Annotated in this window: 15 protein-coding genes and 1 tRNA gene; 9 read left to right on the forward strand and 7 right to left on the reverse strand. The window is 71.0% G+C overall.

Going from position 1 to position 16002, the window contains the following annotated elements:
- Both sucD and AB0D31_RS21275 read left to right on the forward strand, forming a co-directional pair.
- A complete protein-coding gene (sucD, locus tag AB0D31_RS21270) occupies positions 1–912 on the forward strand; it encodes a succinate--CoA ligase subunit alpha (protein ID WP_362725266.1) in 912 nt (303 codons plus the stop codon).
- 173 nt (positions 913–1085) lie between these two features.
- Positions 1086–2678 (forward strand): aldehyde dehydrogenase family protein, encoded by a 1593-nt coding sequence (locus AB0D31_RS21275; RefSeq protein WP_362725268.1) that lies wholly within the window; start codon positions 1086–1088, stop codon positions 2676–2678.
- 133 nt (positions 2679–2811) lie between these two features.
- Here the strand turns inward: AB0D31_RS21275 and AB0D31_RS21280 are convergent, their stop codons facing one another.
- The gene (locus AB0D31_RS21280) at positions 2812–4146 is read right to left on the reverse strand and encodes a DUF2254 domain-containing protein (protein WP_362725339.1); all 1335 of its coding nucleotides are present in this window, start codon (positions 4144–4146) and stop codon (positions 2812–2814) included.
- Positions 4147–4541: 395 nt separating this feature from the next.
- Between AB0D31_RS21280 and AB0D31_RS21285 the strand changes: the two genes are divergently transcribed.
- Positions 4542–4629: transfer RNA gene (locus tag AB0D31_RS21285), tRNA-Leu, on the forward strand.
- A 66-nt stretch (positions 4630–4695) separates the two neighbouring features.
- On the opposite strand, the gene AB0D31_RS21290 is transcribed toward AB0D31_RS21285, so the two are convergent.
- The 3 genes from AB0D31_RS21290 to AB0D31_RS21300 all read right to left on the reverse strand — a co-directional run bounded on the left by AB0D31_RS21290 (position 4696) and on the right by AB0D31_RS21300 (position 7087).
- Positions 4696–4854 (reverse strand): hypothetical protein, encoded by a 159-nt coding sequence (locus AB0D31_RS21290; RefSeq protein WP_362725271.1) that lies wholly within the window; start codon positions 4852–4854, stop codon positions 4696–4698.
- Positions 4855–5189: 335 nt separating this feature from the next.
- Complete coding sequence (locus AB0D31_RS21295; RefSeq protein WP_362725273.1) at positions 5190–6794, reverse strand: helix-turn-helix domain-containing protein; 1605 nt, start codon at positions 6792–6794, stop codon at positions 5190–5192.
- Positions 6758–7087, reverse strand: a complete 330-nt coding sequence (locus AB0D31_RS21300; RefSeq protein ID WP_362725276.1) for a hypothetical protein — start codon at positions 7085–7087, stop codon at positions 6758–6760. Before AB0D31_RS21300 ends, AB0D31_RS21295 begins: the two co-directional genes overlap by 37 nt.
- A 483-nt stretch (positions 7088–7570) precedes the next feature.
- Here AB0D31_RS21300 and AB0D31_RS21305 point away from each other — a divergent pair, with 483 nt between their 5' ends.
- The 4 genes from AB0D31_RS21305 (at position 7571) to AB0D31_RS21320 (ending at position 9940) form a co-directional block, all read left to right on the forward strand.
- Positions 7571–8638, forward strand: coding sequence for a YihY/virulence factor BrkB family protein (locus AB0D31_RS21305; RefSeq protein WP_362725279.1), 1068 nt, complete (start codon positions 7571–7573; stop codon positions 8636–8638).
- Between the two features lie 231 nt (positions 8639–8869).
- Positions 8870–9241, forward strand: coding sequence for a phage holin family protein (locus AB0D31_RS21310; protein ID WP_362725282.1), 372 nt, complete (start codon positions 8870–8872; stop codon positions 9239–9241).
- On the forward strand, positions 9238–9669 hold the full coding sequence (locus AB0D31_RS21315) for a DUF3618 domain-containing protein (RefSeq protein ID WP_362725285.1): 432 nt from the start codon (positions 9238–9240) through the stop codon (positions 9667–9669). The genes AB0D31_RS21310 and AB0D31_RS21315 overlap by 4 nt, the downstream gene beginning before the upstream one ends.
- A gap of 4 nt (positions 9670–9673) precedes the next feature.
- On the forward strand, positions 9674–9940 hold the full coding sequence (locus AB0D31_RS21320) for a DUF4235 domain-containing protein (protein ID WP_362725288.1): 267 nt from the start codon (positions 9674–9676) through the stop codon (positions 9938–9940).
- A 183-nt stretch (positions 9941–10123) separates the two neighbouring features.
- Here the strand turns inward: AB0D31_RS21320 and AB0D31_RS21325 are convergent, their stop codons facing one another.
- Positions 10124–12688: a collagenase gene (locus tag AB0D31_RS21325; protein WP_362725290.1), complete on the reverse strand. Its 2565-nt coding sequence runs from the start codon at positions 12686–12688 to the stop codon at positions 10124–10126.
- Between the two features lie 389 nt (positions 12689–13077).
- On the opposite strand from AB0D31_RS21325, the gene AB0D31_RS21330 reads away from it, so the two are divergent.
- Positions 13078–13572 carry an NUDIX domain-containing protein gene (locus AB0D31_RS21330; protein WP_362725293.1) on the forward strand — a complete coding sequence of 165 codons (495 nt, stop codon included), beginning with the start codon at positions 13078–13080 and terminating at the stop codon, positions 13570–13572.
- A 34-nt stretch (positions 13573–13606) separates the two neighbouring features.
- Here the strand turns inward: AB0D31_RS21330 and AB0D31_RS21335 are convergent, their stop codons facing one another.
- Both AB0D31_RS21335 and AB0D31_RS21340 read right to left on the reverse strand, forming a co-directional pair.
- Complete coding sequence (locus tag AB0D31_RS21335; RefSeq protein ID WP_362725295.1) at positions 13607–14341, reverse strand: class I SAM-dependent methyltransferase; 735 nt, start codon at positions 14339–14341, stop codon at positions 13607–13609.
- Positions 14342–14363: 22 nt separating this feature from the next.
- Positions 14364–15413: a YafY family protein gene (locus AB0D31_RS21340; protein WP_362725298.1), complete on the reverse strand. Its 1050-nt coding sequence runs from the start codon at positions 15411–15413 to the stop codon at positions 14364–14366.
- A 171-nt stretch (positions 15414–15584) separates the two neighbouring features.
- Between AB0D31_RS21340 and AB0D31_RS21345 the strand changes: the two genes are divergently transcribed.
- Positions 15585–15989 carry a VOC family protein gene (locus AB0D31_RS21345; protein ID WP_362725301.1) on the forward strand — a complete coding sequence of 135 codons (405 nt, stop codon included), beginning with the start codon at positions 15585–15587 and terminating at the stop codon, positions 15987–15989.
- The last annotated feature ends 13 nt before the right edge of the window (positions 15990–16002 follow it).

The raw sequence follows: 16002 nt of genomic DNA on the forward strand, positions 1-16002 counted from the left end.
ATGGCGATCTTCCTCACCAAGGAGAGCAAGGTCCTCGTCCAGGGCATGACCGGCGGCGAGGGCATGAAGCACACCCGGCGGATGCTCGCCGCCGGCACCGAGATCGTGGGCGGCGTCAACCCGCGCAAGGCGGGCACGGCCGTCGACTTCGACGATCGCGCGGTGCCGGTGTTCGCGACGGTCGCCGAGGCGATGGCCGCGACGGGAGCCGACGTGAGCGTCGTCTTCGTGCCGCCCCCACACGCACGGGCGGCGGTCGAGGAGGCCGTGGACGCGGGCATCGCGCTGGCGGTGGTCATCACCGAAGGCATCCCGGTGCACGACGCGGTCGCCTTCCACGCCCACGCCCGCGCACGCGGCGGCGCCACTCGCATCATCGGCCCGAACTGTCCCGGCCTCATCAGCCCCGGCCAGTCCAACGCGGGCATCATCCCGGCCGACATCGCACCCAGGCCGGGGCGCACGGGCCTGGTCTCCAAGTCGGGCACGCTGACCTACCAGTTGATGTACGAGCTGCGCGACATCGGTTTCTCCTCGGCGGTGGGCATCGGCGGCGACCCCGTCGTCGGTACCACCCACATCGACTGCCTGGCCGCCTTCGAGGCGGACCCCGACACCGAACTCATCGTCCTGATAGGGGAGATCGGCGGCGACGCGGAGGAACGCGCGGCGGCGTACATCGCCTCCCACGTCACCAAGCCGGTGGTCGCCTACATCGCGGGCTTCACCGCGCCCGAGGGCAGGACGATGGGTCACGCCGGAGCGATCGTCTCCGGTTCGACCGGGACGGCGTCGGCGAAGAAGGCGGCACTGGAGGCGGTGGGGGTGGCCGTGGGGTCGACGCCCACGGAGACGGCGGGGCTGGCGCTGCGAGCCCTGGGGCGGGGGCCCGGCCGGGACGCCCGCAGCTGAGCTGCCCGTCCCTCGGGGCCCGGGTGCGCGCGGCCATCCGCCGGACACGTGCTGTGACCCATGCCGCACGCCCCGTGCGTATCCAAGCCCGCCCCACCTCGCTACCGTCCGGTAACAAGAGCCATCCCGCCCCGCCCCGACAGCCGACGCACCGATCGAGAGCGGAGATCCTCATGGCACCCACACCCACACCCACACCCTCTGCCCACACCCGCGCCGCCTCCCCGCCCCCCTCCCTCGTCCTCAAGCCGGGCACCGCCTGGGCCGACGCCTGGAGGCGGTGCATCGCCACCGCCCCCGAGGCCTTCAGGGACGACCGCGTACTGAACCTCTGGGCCGGCGAGTGGCACGCCGACGGCCGTGCGCTCCCCGCCACCAGCCCCGTCGACGGCGCCCCCATCGCGGGCCCGCCCCGCCTCGACGGCCCCACCGCGCAGCAGGCGGTACGCGCCTGTCTCGACCAGCACCGCGCCTGGCGCCACGTGCCACTGCCCGAGCGCAGGGCGCGCGTCGGCGCCACCCTCGACGCACTGAGCGAACACCGCGAACTGCTCGCTCTCCTCCTTGTCTGGGAAATCGGCAAGCCCTGGCGGCTCGCCCAGGCGGACGTGGACCGCGCCATCGACGGCGTCCGCTGGTACGTCGACTCCATCGACACGATGCTGGACGGCCGCACCCCGCTCCCCGGCCCCGTGTCCAACATCGCCAGCTGGAACTACCCGATGTCCGTCCTAGTCCATGCCCTGCTCGTCCAGGCGCTCGCGGGCAACGCCGTGATCGCGAAGACCCCGACCGACGGGGGCGTCGCCTGTCTCACCCTGGCCGGTGCACTCGCCCGGCGCGAGGGCGTCCCGGTCACCCTGGTCAGTGGCAGCGGAAGCGAACTTTCCGAAGCCCTCGTACGCTCACCCGAAATCGGCTGCGTGTCCTTCGTCGGCGGACGGGACACCGGCGCCCGTATCGCCACCGCCGTCGCCGACCTCGGCAAGCGGCACATCCTGGAACAGGAGGGCCTCAACACCTGGGGCATCTGGAACTTCAGCGACTGGGAAGCGCTCTCAACCGTCGTCCCCAAGCTCTTCGACTACGGAAAGCAGCGCTGCACCGCCTACCCGAGGTTCGTCGTGCAGCGCACCCTGTTCGACCAGTTCCTCGCCGCGTATCTGCCCGCCGTACGGACCGTACGCACCGGGCACCCGCTCGCCGTGGAACACCCCGAAGACGCCCTGCCCGCACTGGACTTCGGTCCGCTCATCAACGCGGCCAAGGCGAAGGAACTCGCCGACCAGGTGGCCGAGGCCATCGATCGCGGGGCTGTCCCGCTGCACCGCGCGACCCTGACCGGAGACCGCTTCCTGCCCGGCCAGGACACCAGCGCCTATCTGGCGCCGGTCACCCTTCTGAACCCGCCCCCCTCCTCGCCCCTCTTCCACGCGGAACCGTTCGGCCCGGTCGACACGATCGTCCTGGTCGACACGGAGGCGGAACTGCTCGCCGCCATGAACGCCTCCAACGGAGCGCTGGTCGCCACCTTGTCGACCGACGACTCCGAGACGTACGACCGACTGGCCCCGCAGATAAGGGCGTTCAAGGTGGGCCGGGGCAAAGCCCGTTCGCGCGGTGACCGCGAGGAACTCTTCGGCGGGTTCGGTGCCTCCTGGCACGGGGCGTTCGTCGGCGGTGAACTCCTGGTGCGCGCGGTGACCGAGGGCCCGGCGGGCGAGCCGGCCCCGGGCAACTTCCCCGCGTACCAGCTCATTCCCTGACCTCAGGGGCCATGGCCGCACGGCCCCGGGTTCTTCGGCCCGGGCCCCGCACCCCCGGGCCCCGCACCCCCGGGCCCCTGCAACCCTGGTTCCTGCAACCCTGGTTCCTGCGCCTCGGACCGGCACGGCGATGTCACCCGATGCCCTGCCGGTCCGGTTCCAGCGCGAAGGCGCGCTCGGCCGCCTCCGGTACCGCGAGCACCACGGCCTGGACCAGGAGCTCGCGGTGCCGAAGGAGCGGCCCGCGCCGCGCCGGCGGGACGATCCGCAGAAGGTCGTCGAGCCCGGCCATGATCCGCCGCGTGACCTGCGGACTCCCCACGGCGCAGAGCCGCATCTCGGTGAAGGCGAGATCGACGAGATCGGTCCAGTCCGGCACGTCCTGCACGAGCCGGACCGTGCCCGCGCCGTCCGGGTGCCCCACCGCGCCGAGCGGCCGGTTCGCCAGCGCCGTGAGGACCTGGACGATCCGGTCGAGGCACTGGACGGCGGTGGTGGGGTCGTTGACCGCGGCCGAGAGCGCTCTCAACCCGATGTCGGCGAGCTGCCGCAGACCGAACCCCAGATCCTGATGGAACGTACGCTCCACACCCACCGACACGGTGGAGCGCAACGTGCCCGGCGACGGCGGCCTGGCGTCGTGACCGCCGTGCACGGAAAGCAGCGGGGTGCCGGGCACCACGAAGTCGCCCAGTCGGGGAAGCAGCCGGAGCACCACGTCCTGGCGGCGCGCCGCCCGCACGAGCCGGGCGATGTGCACGTCCCGCAGCACCCCGGCCCGCCCGCGGTACTCGGCGCCCGCGATCTCGCGACCGAGCGCGAGTCCGTCGAGGTCGCCGCGCGGCATCTTGTCCACGACCCGCAGCGCCTCGCCGGTGATCCGGTCGATGACGTGGCCCACCCGCATGAGCCGCAGCGTGGAGTTCACGTACGCGATGAAGAGGAAGAGGCTCAGCGCGACCATGAGGAGCGTCAGGACGCTCTGGACGAACGGGACGGTCGTCACGAGCCGTGGGTCGGGCTCGCTGTCGAGCGAGGTGAGCACGAGCAGGGTCAGTGTGAACGTGGCGAGGAAGACGGCGAACGTCAACTTGGTGATGCGGGACCGCACGAAGATCCGGACCACTCGGGGCGTGAAGTGGCCGCTCGCCATCTGTACGGCGACCAGCGAAATGCTGAACACCACGCCGATGAAGGTCATCATCGCCGAGCTGACCGTGGTGATCACGCCCTTGGCGTCGTTCACGATCCGGATCAGTTCGTCGATCTCGTCGAAGGCCTGGTGGTCCTGGAGCAGCCGGACGAGGGCCACGTCGGCCTCGCTCGCGGCGGCCCACAGGACGAAGACCAGCACCATGGCCGCCGTCGGGGCGAACCAGAAGGTGTCACGCAGATGCTCCCGCAGCGGCGAGAGCGCTCTCGGCCGCCGGTATCCCCTGCCGCTGCCCTGTCCCTTGCCGTTGCCCATGCTCACGCGGCGAGGCTAGGCCCGCACCGCACCCCGGAAGACGTCACGCCACCGTGTGGCCCCACAGTCGTCCCCACATTGGGCCTCACGGCGTACGCGGGCAGACCTGCGGGCCCGAACATGCGGGCCCGAACAATGGGAAAGGCCTGACGCCACGCCGAACCGGGTTCCTCCCCGCGACTCGGCCCACCGGGCCCCACGGCCCGCTGTTGTCTGTACTACGCGTACATGGAAGGGCACACGCCGTACGCCTGGCAGGCGAACGCGGACTGGGGAGCCGCCCACAGGGGGTGACCGCTCGCCTGACCACGCGATATGCGGGTGAACAGCATCTGAAACCCCTGGTAGAGTTCTCTATGTCGCCGCGGGGAACACGCCGCGAACGACAACACCTCGTCCGGGTGGCGGAATGGCAGACGCGCTAGCTTGAGGTGCTAGTGCCCTTTATCGGGCGTGGGGGTTCAAGTCCCCCCTCGGACACCAACGAAAACCCCAGTCAACCTGGGGTTTTCTGCATTTCTGCGGCGGGCCGGAAAGGGCGCCGAAGGCTCAGTGCGGGCGCTCGTCCTGCTGCGAGGGCGGGGGGCTCACCAGGCCCCGTCGGACGAGCGCCGCGATGACCGCCTCGCAGTGCGTCTGCGCCTCCATCGCGGCCGGTCGCTCCGCCGCCGACTCGTCGGTCGGCGCCCACGTGATGTCTCCGCGCAACTCCGCGTCCCACAGGGCGAAGTCGTGGGCCGTCGCGCGAGGGAGGTCGGCCGCGGTGAACTTGCCGCCGAAGCCGCCCGAGACGATGCCGGCTATCGCGGCGCCGTAGACGAGGTTCGCGTCGGGCCGACCCCAGTACAGCGACTACGGGCAGTGCGGGCACAACCATCCTCAAGGGTCTCGATCGGAGAGGGCAGCCGGGACCAGCCGGGTCCGCACTGGGGTTCGTCCGGGACACGCAGGGACTCTCACGCTAGGTGGGGGACCGGTCACGCGGGTATCCCACCGGTGCACAGTCCCGAGGTGCGCAGGGATCACCTGTGCACAGAGCGGGCCTACCGCGGTGTGGGCAGGCGGGGCTCGCCCGTGGTCGTGGCCAGGGCCGGCGTCAGCGCGTGGGCGCCGGACAGTCCCGTGGAGAGGTCGCGCTGAAGGAGGGCCTCCGCCTGCCGCAGCCGTTTGCGTACCGTCGCGGCGCTGACACCGACGGCTTCGGCGGCGTCGTAGATGTGCAGATTGCACCGCACCCGTGCGCGCACCGTGGAGGACAGTTCCGGTGCGGCGTCGCGGAGGGGGTGCAACAGACCTCTGGCCCAGGTCCCGGCCGGCGCGCTGCGAAGGATCGACGAGAGCGAGGGCTGCTCGGGCACACCGGCGTCGCGCGGGTTCCACGTCCTGAGCAAGGACAGCGCGAGGTGCAGGACCGTACGCACACGAACGTCCTTCAGATCGAGCGGGGTGCCGTCGCGGCCCAGCACCTCCGCGACGCGCGCAGCGCGGGACGCGACGGTGTTGCGGTGTGCTCCGAGGATCCGGGCGGTTTCCGTGTACGGGAAGTCGAGGGCGATCCGCATCGTGCCGATCAGCTCGTCCCGGACCACATAGGGCAGCTCGAGCAGGGGAGCCGGCACGTGTTCCGCCCAGCGGTGCGCCGGCTCGCCCAGCAGCGGTGCCGGCTGGGACGAGCCGTCGAACATCCCGACCCTCGCGACGGTGTGGTGCGCGGACACCAGCGCGTTGGCCGCCTCGCTGTAGGCGTCCGATACCTCGGCGAGCCCGTAGGGGCGACTGCCACCCATGGCGCATCCCGGCCGAGCGGTGACCGCGTCCGTCAGGATGCGCGTGAGGTCGGCTCGGGTGGTGTGAGGGTGCGTGGGGCCGGGGTGCCGCAGAGGCTCCACCACGATGACGTGGTCGTCGCGGGCCGAGCAGCGCACCAGCAACGCCCTTCTGTCGGTGACCGGTTCCAGCGCGCCCACCAGCTCGTCCCGGTCCCGGAGCGGCGTGCCGATCACATAGACGCGGACGTGCTCCGCGAGCAGCAGACCCGGGCTCAGGCCCTCCATCGCCCGCTGCGCCAGCACGGTCTGACCGCCCATCAGCATCTGGAAGACGCCGAGCCGGACACCCCGGGCGCTGACGGTGAGCCGTCGCACATGCGCCATGCCCTGTGCCAGTGCGAGCAACTTGGCCGTGTGCTCCGCCAGTGCGAACGTTTCTCCGCCGAAAGGCGTGGCCGAGATCATGACCAGAAACAATGCGCCGGGTGCCTGCCCCACCGACACTTTCACCACGTGCACGCCATTACGGAATTGCGGACTCCGGGACGTCTCCTTGCTCAGCACGATGTCATGAGCCGTATATCGCTGGGTATCGGGCGCGTCGAGCGGATACTCGGCGCGCACCTCACCGACCGACGAATCGACGAACAGTACGTAAGCCGACAGTGACTTGGACAGGCCGGCCACGAGGTGTTCGGGCACATCCGGCCGGTGGAAACCGTCCGGGAGGTGTCCTATGTATTCGGCGATGCGCTCCCGGTACCGGATGGCCTGCCGCTGCCAGGTGCGGGAAAGGGAACGGTCGACACATGTCCACACCTCGGGTCGGGCCCGGGTCGCCATCAGCGGCAGGGAGAGCCGCAGAGCCGTCTGCCGCACGACGAAGGGATGTCGCCCACCGGATCGTCGCGCACCGTCAGGGCGAGGCCCGCCGCTCCGCGCTGCTCCAGCGACCGGAGCAGTCGGTCGGCACGCGCCGGCGCGAGGGCGGCCAGATCCGCCGCCCCGGTGATCACAAGACAGTCGGCGATGTCCGGCCCCGCCTCGGCGGTGAGGCGTGCGACGAATTGCGCGCCGACGACACCGCGGTCGCGGTGGGCGAGGCTATTGCCCTCGTCCGCGAATGCGAGTGCGAGTTCCTGAAGTCGCTCCAGATATCCCAATGTTGACATTGCTTCCCCCGTCGCTGTACGCCTTCCGGCGTGGGCGACATTTCCGCGTCCCCGTACCTCACGTAGGAACGCCGGGAAACCGCTGCGGGCCCCATGCGGGTGTTCCGATCGGGCGGCCGACGGTCGCCCGGACGACGTGCCGTTCGTAGCGGCCGTTCATCCGGTCCTGTCTCCGGCATTCAGTTGCCACCCTGCACAGGGCAAAGTCGAGTTGCCACGAATATGGGGTGCGATGGCTTGAATTCGACGTTTCGCAGAAGGGTTCAGAAGGGGCATTCCGGCGGGCCGTGGGGGAGCCGCGAGTGGGTCCCCCACGCGCATTCCGGCGCGCGTAAGGGAGCCGGGAGCGGGTCCCCACGCGCATTCCGGCGCGGGTAAGGGAGCCGGGAGCGGGTCCGCGGCGGCAGTGCGTTCGGCACGTCGGCGCCCACCGACGTTCCCGCCGTTCCGTGAGAGCGCCGTCGTCGGGGGTACCCGCCCCGCATGGCGAACTTGCATCTTCCCCGGCGCGAAGACGGCCGGCCGGGCGGCGACGGCGACGGCGGCGGCGCAGACGAGACGGCGCGGGCCGCCGGACCGGACCCCGAGGTGGAGCGGGCGGCGCCGAACGCTCCGACGAAGCTGCCCAAGGGCATGTGGCGTGCCGTACTGAAGGGCAGCGTACGGGAGTTCAAGGACGACGAACTCGTCGACCGGGCGGCGGCGCTCACGTACTACGGGGTGCTGTCCCTGTTCCCCGCGCTCCTGGTACTCGTGTCGCTGCTCGGCATGACCGGACGGTCCACCACCGACCGGCTGCTGCACAACCTCCAGGGCCTCGCGCCGGGACCGGCCCGCGACGTGCTCACCAACGCGGTGAAACAGTTGCAGGGCAGCGCGGGCGCCGGCTCGCTCGTGGCGGTCTTCGGTCTGGTCCTGGCGGTGTGGTCGGCGTCCGGCTATGTGGCCGCGTTCATGCGTGCGGCCAACGCGGTGTACGACATGCCCGAGGGGCGCCCCCTGTGGAAGATCCTCCCGGTGCGCCTCGGGCTGACCGTGGTCCTCATGATCCTTGCGCTCGTCAGCGCGCTGATCGTGGTGTTCAGCGGCGGCCTGGCCCACCAGGCCGGGGCCGCGCTCGGCATGGGAAGCGCCGCGCTGACGGTGTGGTCGATAGCCAAGTGGCCGGTCCTGGTCGTGCTGGTCGTGCTCATGCTCGCGCTGCTGTACTGGGCGAGCCCGAACGCCAAGGTGAAGGGCTTCACGTGGATCACTCCGGGCGGCTTCGTGGCCCTGGTGATCTGGATGCTCGCCTCCGGCGGCCTGGCGTTCTACGTCGCCAACTTCGGCTCGTACAACAAGACGTACGGCACGATGGCCGGCGTCATCATCTTCCTGATGTGGCTGTGGCTGACCAATCTGGCGATCCTGCTCGGGCTCGAGTTCGACGCCGAGGCGGTGCGGCAGCGGGCGATCGCCGGTGGCATGCCGCCGGACGAGGAGCCGTACACCGAGCCGCGTGACACCGCGGCCTGGGACGAGGAGGACCGGCGCCGTCTGGGTGAGGTCTGACCGCCGCCGCTGCGCTGCCCGCCCGGCGCGGGTAGGCCCAAGCGGGACAGGTGGGGACGCTCCGCCCTGAATCGCTCGGTCCGGGGTACTCGCGGTCCCAGCAAGCGGTCACGGGCGGCAGCGCCCGGCGGCCGGAGGATTCCAGGAAGACGGGAGGTGGCCGTCGTGTCGAGCGCGCAGCCGCACGATGCCGGGCCCGGCCGGGGTGCCCACGGGCCGGGAGAGGCACCGGTGAGCGAACTGGTTCAGCGGGCCTCGCAGCAACTGACGGAGCTGGTACGCGGCGAACTGTCGCTGGCGCAGGCCGAGATGAAGGAGAAGGGCAAGCGGTACGGCCGGGGCGGCGGCCTCTTCGGCGGCGCCGGACTGTTCGGCTTCCTCATGCTGCAGGCCCTGGTGGCCGCCGCGATCGCGGGTCTCGCGGTGCCGCTGCCCGTGTGGGCCGCCGCACTGATCGTGGCCGCCGTGCTCGGCGCGATCGCCGCGATCATGGCTCTGACGGGCAAGAAGGAGGTCGGCCGCGCGGCTCCGCCCGCGCCCGAGCAGACGATCGAGAACGTGAAGGCCGACGTGGCCACGATCAAGGGGAGTGCACACCGATGACCAGCCCGTCCCACGACGACGACCGGAGCGCTCCCGGCTCCGAGGAACTGCGCGAACAGGTCGAACGGACCCGCGAGGACCTTGGGCGGACCGTCGAAGCGCTGGCGGCCAAGGCCGACGTAAAGGGCCGAGCCCGCGACAAGGCCGTCGAGGTGCAGCAGCGTGCCGCGGCCAAGGCCGGCGAGCTCAAGGCCAGGACCGCCGATGCCGCCCATCAGGTACAGGGTGTCGCGCATCAGGTGCAGGACGTCGCACATCAGGTACAGGACAAGGTGCAGGACACGATCCAGGGCTCCCTCCAGGGCACCCTTCAGGACAAGGTTCCCGTGCCGGCCGGGCGTGCCGCCCGCGACTACCGCACGGTGCTCCTGGCGGCGGGCGGCGCGGCCGTCGTGGTGTGGCTGGCCTGCCGTCGCAGGAAGGGCTGAGCCGGTGAAGTTGTCCAAGATCGTCTACAAGCCGTTCGGCCTCGGCCTCGGTATCGCCGGCGGCATGCTCGCCGGTGTGGTGTTCAAGCAGGCCTGGAAGCGGCTCAGCCATGACGACGACGCGCCCGACGCGACCGACGAGGACCGTACGTGGCGCGAGGTGCTGATCGCGGCCATGTTGCAGGGCGCGATCTACGGCGTGGTGAAGGCCGGCGTGGACCGGGCGGGTGCCACCGCGACGCGCCGCCTGACCGGCACGTGGCCGGCCTGAGACCGGACCGGAAGAAGGCCCAGGTCGGGCTGGGCTCGGGCCGAGGTCGGGCCGAAGGCGAGCCCGAGTCGGCCCCAAGTCCTGTGCGGTGCCGCCCCGTTCGTACTCGGGGCGGCACCGCACCCGGCCGGTCGCCAGGGGGTCGAGTCCCCCGCGGGGGACAGGGGCGGGAAGAGCGGAGGATCAGTAGGCCGTGGTGACCGTCACGCCGCTGAACGCGGTCTTCCCGTACAGGCTGATGTAGCGGTAGCCGGCGGTCTTGTTGGTGACGGTGATGCTCTCGGCGTTGCCGGCCTTGGTGGAGCGTGCGGTGTAGTTCGCGTTCGTCGCCCAGGTGTCGGTGTCGTAGTAGAGGTCGGCGTTGCCGGTGCCTCCGGTCGTGGTGACCTTCAGGGTGACCTTTCCGGCGGGCAGGTACAGGTACAGGTAGTCCAGGCCGCCCTTCTGGGCCGTGCGGCCGGTACGCGAACAGTTCTGGCCCATGATGCGGGCGTCGGGGTCCGTGCAGGTCGGCAGGGCGCCGGTGACGGCGACCGCCTTGCTCGTGGTGCTCGTCGCGCCCTTGGCGTCGGTGACGGTCAGGGTGATCGTGTACGTGCCGGGGGCCGGGTAGGACTTGGTGGGGTTGGTGGCGGTGGACGTGGTGCCGTCGCCGAAGTTCCACGCGCGCTGGGTGATGGTGCTGCCGGTGTCCGTGGACTTGTCGGTCAGGCTGACCGCGAGTTGCGAGACGGTGGCGTCGAAGGCGGCGCTGGGGCCGCTGCTCGTGCCGCCGCAGGCGCCGGCGGCACACGCGTCGAGCCAGGCGTTGAAGTCGGCGTCGTAACGGGTGCCGATGCCGGTGTTGTACACGGCGTACGCCCCCGCGTAGTCACCGCTGCGGAACTTGGCCAGCATGTTCTGGACGTCCGCCGGGTGCTTCTCGACCATGTAGCGGGTGGCCAGGTAGCCCCACGGGTAGGTGCGGGTCTGGTCGGAGTTGGAGTACGCGCTCTGCCACAGGGTGCTCAGCGCGTAGGTGTGCTGGGCGGCGTCGGCGATGGCCTCGGTGTCGGGCAGGTTGCGGTAGCTGTAGGAGACGTACTCCGCGAAGCCCTCGATCCACCAGATGTCCGGCACGTCCTGCCCCGCGTTGAAGTCACCGGCCATGTCGTAGCGCCCGTCGAGGTAGTGCGTGTACTCGTGGTTGAGGTTCCAGATGTCGCCGGGGAAGCCGTCGCCCACGCTCTTCACATAGGACAGGAAACGGGCCTGGTTGGCCGGGTCCGACGGGTCGCCCTCCAGGTACTCGCCGCCGTTGGCGGTGCTGTTGCCGAAGATCCAGCCGGAGTACGTCTGGTAGTCCTTGGGGCTCGCGAACGTCACGATCTGGATGTTCGTGTTGTGGTCGTTCGCGACCGGACCACTGTCCTTGACGATGCTGTGGAAGTAGGCGTCCTGGCCCTTGACGCTGGCGCAGGCCGCGGCGAGGGCGGCGTCGCTCAGCGACTGGGCGCGGAAGGTGTGGTCGGCGTCGCAGGTGTAGGTGATCGGCAGCGCGGCGGCGGTGAGCTGGTTGATGAAGTCGCAGGTGCCGTAGTACGAGCACTGCGCCTTGTCGTACGCGTCGGTCATCGCGCCCACCGCGACCCACAGCGGGGCGGTCGTGCCGGTGATGGCGGAGGCGCCGAGCAGGGCCTTGGTCAGTGGCCGCACCTTGGCCTGGAGAGCCGGCGTGTCCAGGAAGCGGGCCATCTCGCTGCCCGCGTTGGCGTCCAGGTAGAACCACGCGTCGTTGAGCTTGGCGAGGTGGTTCAGCGCGAACGAGCTCAGCGTGTCGATGATGCTCGGGTCGGCGGTGACCGCCGCGATGTACGCGGGGTTCCAGTGGCCGCGGAAGAGCGGGGTGAACACGTCGTTGACGGCGGTGTCCATGCTCCAGTACGCGTCCCAGGAGCTGGTGTAGGCGTTGAGCACCTTCTTGTACGTGGTCAGGTAGCGGGCCTGCTCGTTGGCGCTGTCGGTCAGGACCAGGACCTCGCCCATGATGTCGCCGTTGGCGGCGCTCACGTCCATGAAGTGCGGGGACGCGGTGAAGGTGTCCAGAGCGGCCTCGCTCGCGGTCGCCAGCGTCGTACCGTAGGGGCCGACGGCGTCGGCGTTGTTGGACTGCACGTAGTAGCCGGCGCGCAGGAACAGCACGAGCTGCCACACGTTGGTGGAGTTGTCACCGGGGTAGCTGCGCGCCGTGGCCGTCAGGGCGTTGGCCACGGTGACCATCTGCGCTTCGCGGAAGGCGTTGTAGGCGTCGGTACCGGTCAGGCCGAACAGTGTGTTGACGCAGTCCGTCGTCGACGCCTGGACGAACGAGACCAGGGCGGCGCCCGTACGGCTGCCGAAGTCGCCCGGTGTGCAGGACGCCGCGGCCGCGCCCCTTGCCGCCTTGCTCTGTGCCATGGGTGCCTTCTGCGGCGCCGGTGAGGTCAGCGGCCGTTTCGGCGGAAGGTGCGCGGCGTCGATCGGGGCGCGCCGGGCGTCGGAGCGGTCGGACGCGCCGGCCGTCGAACCCAGCACCGGCGGCGCGGACTTGCTCGTGGCCCGGCTCGCGGCGGTGGCGGCGTTGCCGGTCGGGCCGGCCGCCTTCGACGGGCCGTCGGCGGCGGCCGCGCGGCTCGGCTGCGCCATCATGGCGATGCCCATGCACAGGGCCAGGGCGAGTATCAGGAAACCGGTGAGACTTCGTCTCAGTCCTTCTGGTCGGGTGTTCACGTGCCGCCTCCCAGCGGTGTGGAGGCCGCGCCCGGGGCGCGGCGGTGGGGGTACCGAAGGCGCGGACCGCCCGCCGCCCCCGGGTGTCGGGGCGTGACGGAGCGGGCCCGGTGACCCACGGGCCGTACTGAGCAGTTGGCGTGAATGCGGCTTGCTGCTGCGCGTCTGTAAAATTGCATATGTCACATGGCTTGTGAAGGGAGTGCGGGTAAACCGAAGGCAATTCCTGGGGGTTGAGAGGGGTCGCCGAGCGCCGCCGTAACGAACGGCCGAGCCGTCCCTGTGGCTGAATGGAGGCCCAACGCAGCGGTTTTCAGCGCGAGTTGGGTCCCGGTGTGCGGAGCGGCCCCGACGACCCGAGCCGATCCTGCCGGGGGTACCGTGAGCGCATGCGAGGAGACCGTGGCTGCGGCGTGATCGTGGACGACGGCGTCGAGGTGCCGGTGCCGGCAGCCGGGGAGACCTGGGTGGTCGGCGCGGTGATCCTGAACCCGCGGGGCGAGGCGTTCGCCCAGCGACGCGGACCACAGCGGCGGCTCTTCCCCGACTGCTGGGACATCGTGGGCGGGCACGTCGAAGCGGGGGAGTCCCTCCTGGTGGCCCTCGCCCGCGAGCTGGCGGAGGAGACCGGCTGGCGGCTGCGGCGCGTACGGGCCCTACTCGGCGTCAGCAGCTGGGCCGGAGACGACGGCGGCGGGATCCGCCGGGAGGCGGACTACCTCGTGGAGGTCGACGGGGACCTGGACCACCCCGCCCTCGAATGGTCCAAGCACACCGCCTACGACTGGTTCGGCCCTGAAAACCTCCCGCGCCTCCAGGAGGGCCGCCCTGCGGGGGACTTCTACATCCATGACCTCATCGCGGCTGTGGTGCGCGGGCGGTGACCAACGGGCCCCATTCCGCGGCCTGTTCGCGTCACTACGGAGTGGCGCGCAGGATCAGGCACACGAAGCCGAACGAGTCACGGTAGGTACGCAGCCACTCCGTGCGGTGCGTGGTGGCGGCCTCCAGGGCCTGCGTGCTGTCCGGGTCGTCCGGGTGGTCCAGGGCCCAGGCCGCGAGCGACCCCGTCCAGGACCATTCGTAGGCGTCGAGTTCCCCGCGCGTGCTGACGTGGGCCTGGACGGGTGCCCAGCCGTCGGCCACGACCTCGTCCAGCGTGGTTGCCAGATCGCTCAGCTCGCCCAGCATCTCGACGGCCTCCGGCGTGGGTTCGCGCTCCCAGAACCCGTCGCCGACCAGGACATGTCCACCGGGCGCCAGGTGTTCACGGGCCGCCGCGAGGGTGGGGAGCAGGCCCCCGTGCACGTGGCAGGCGCCCACACTGAGCACCAGGTCGAACGGGGTGGAGGCGGTGAAATCCGCAGCGTCCCCGTGGTGGAGGGTGAGCCGCTCGTCGACGCCGCATGCCCGGGCCGCGGCACGGGCATGCGCCAGGGCCTGCTCGGAGATGTCCACGCCCTCCGCCCGTAGGCCGGGGTGGGCGGCCAGTGCCCGCAGCAGCCACTCGCCGCCACCGCAGCCGAGGTCCAGGATCCGGGCGTCGTCGCGTGGAATGCCGCGCTCCAGCAGTCGGCGTACCGCGTCGTCGTCGACGGGGGCCGCGATGGGGTGGTGTGCGTGGGCGAGTCGGGATATCTGATCACGGTTCATCGGACGAGTGTCGCAGCAGATGTCAATCGCGCCCTTCGCCGTGGGGCGAGCGCGCGGAGCGGGCGAGCCGCTCGCCGAAGTCGGCGACGAGACAACGGAGTTCGGCGGGACGCTCGATCACGAACGGCCGGTCGAGCGAGGCGATCACGGCGGGGAGCCAGGTGAGGCTCTCCACTCGCAACTCGACGCGGAACCAGGTGGATTGGGTGACGGCATCAGGGACTTCCGTGAGCGTGGCCAGGCCGGCCGGGATGCGGGCGCGGATCTGCTCGGCCGTCCCCTCGACGCGCAGGCTCACCTCGTGTGCGTACGGGGCCGTGGCGAGCCCGGTCAGGACGCGCTCGGCGGTGTCGACACCGGCGGGCGGCACGAACGAGCCGGGCAGCGTACGGGCGTCGGAGACACGGTCGAGCCGGAACATGCGGTCCTCGCCGCGCGCGGGGTCGGCGCCGGTGACGTACCACCTGCCCGCATGGGAGACGAGCCCGTACGGATGCAGGACGCGTTCGCTGCGGCGTCCGTCGGCCGCGGTGTACCGGATGCGAATCGGCCGATGGTGGCGTACGGCGTCGGCCAGGGGGAGCAGGACGCTGCTGCGGGGGGCGGCGGGCGGCCGGGGCGTGCCCGTGGCGGGCGGCCCACCGACGGCCGTCAGCGTGGCGGGCGGCCCGCCGACGGCCGTGAAGGCGAGGGAGTCGAGGACGGCGTCAAGGCGTCGGCCGAGCCGCTCCGGCAGCACGCGGCGGATCTTCGCTGCGGCCGTCTCGCTCGCCACGCCCGCGCTCGTCGTCAGGCCGGCCCGGCGGCCCGCGATCAGACCGAGCAGCACGGCGAGCGCTTCGTCGTCGCTCAGCATGAGGGGAGGCATCCGGTAGCCCGGCGCCAGCCGGTAGCCGCCGTACCGTCCGCGCACCGACTCGACGGGCACGTCGAGTTCGAGCAGATGCCCCGCGTAGCGCCGCACCGTGCGCTCGTCGACGCCGAGCGCTGCGGCGAGCTCGGACACGGTCCGGGTGCCTCCGGACTGGAGGAGTTCGAGGAGAGCGAGCACGCGAGCGGTGGGTCTGGCCATGCCGGAAAGTATCCCTTCAATACCGGGCGGATTCTGTCCGGTATTGGTCATAGCGTGTGGTCAGAGCCGCTGAACACATCGCGCGCGACTTCGTTCAGCGACCACGCCGACTCGACAGCAACCCCGCCGCCTCCCGTCCGCTTACGACCAGCCCTCACCTCGGAGAGAACCATGGACTTCGTCTCGATCCGCGTCATCACCGGCGACATCGCCCGGCTCGTCCGCTTCTATGAGCACGCCACGGGCGTGCGCGCGCACTGGTCCACCGACGACTTCGCCGAACTCAGGACCGCCTCGGCGACCCTGGCCATCGGCAGCACCCGTACCGTCCCGATGTTCGCGCCCGGCGCCGCGCACCCCGCCGACAACCGGAGCGTCATCCTGGAGTTCCGCGTCGACGACGTGGACGCCGTCCACCAGAACCTGGCCGGCTCCGGCTTCATCGCGGAGTTCATACAGCCGCCCACCACCATGCCGTGGGGCAACCGCTCGCTGCTCCTGCGCGACCCCGACGGCCACCTCGTCAACTTCTTCACCCCGGTCACCGAGGACGCGATCGCGCGGCTCGGTGGCTGAGGCGGAGCCGGCC

The sequence above is a fragment of the Streptomyces sp. NPDC048361 genome (assembly GCF_040651795.1).
Taxonomy (GTDB): Bacteria; Actinomycetota; Actinomycetes; order Streptomycetales; family Streptomycetaceae; genus Streptomyces.

What these genes read in the sequence shown, in the direction of transcription:
- sucD (WP_362725266.1), top strand. Translation starts at nt 1, where the DNA reads ATGGCGATCTTCCTCACCAAGGAGAGCAAGGTCCTCGTCCAGGGCATG.
- AB0D31_RS21275 (WP_362725268.1), top strand. Translation starts at nt 1,086, where the DNA reads ATGGCACCCACACCCACACCCACACCCTCTGCCCACACCCGCGCCGCC.
- AB0D31_RS21280 (WP_362725339.1), bottom strand. Translation starts at nt 4,146, where the DNA reads ATGGGCAACGGCAAGGGACAGGGCAGCGGCAGGGGATACCGGCGGCCG.
- AB0D31_RS21300 (WP_362725276.1), bottom strand. Translation starts at nt 7,087, where the DNA reads ATGTCAACATTGGGATATCTGGAGCGACTTCAGGAACTCGCACTCGCA.
- AB0D31_RS21305 (WP_362725279.1), top strand. Translation starts at nt 7,571, where the DNA reads ATGGCGAACTTGCATCTTCCCCGGCGCGAAGACGGCCGGCCGGGCGGC.
- AB0D31_RS21315 (WP_362725285.1), top strand. Translation starts at nt 9,238, where the DNA reads ATGACCAGCCCGTCCCACGACGACGACCGGAGCGCTCCCGGCTCCGAG.
- AB0D31_RS21330 (WP_362725293.1), top strand. Translation starts at nt 13,078, where the DNA reads ATGCGAGGAGACCGTGGCTGCGGCGTGATCGTGGACGACGGCGTCGAG.
- AB0D31_RS21335 (WP_362725295.1), bottom strand. Translation starts at nt 14,341, where the DNA reads ATGAACCGTGATCAGATATCCCGACTCGCCCACGCACACCACCCCATC.
- AB0D31_RS21340 (WP_362725298.1), bottom strand. Translation starts at nt 15,413, where the DNA reads ATGGCCAGACCCACCGCTCGCGTGCTCGCTCTCCTCGAACTCCTCCAG.
- AB0D31_RS21345 (WP_362725301.1), top strand. Translation starts at nt 15,585, where the DNA reads ATGGACTTCGTCTCGATCCGCGTCATCACCGGCGACATCGCCCGGCTC.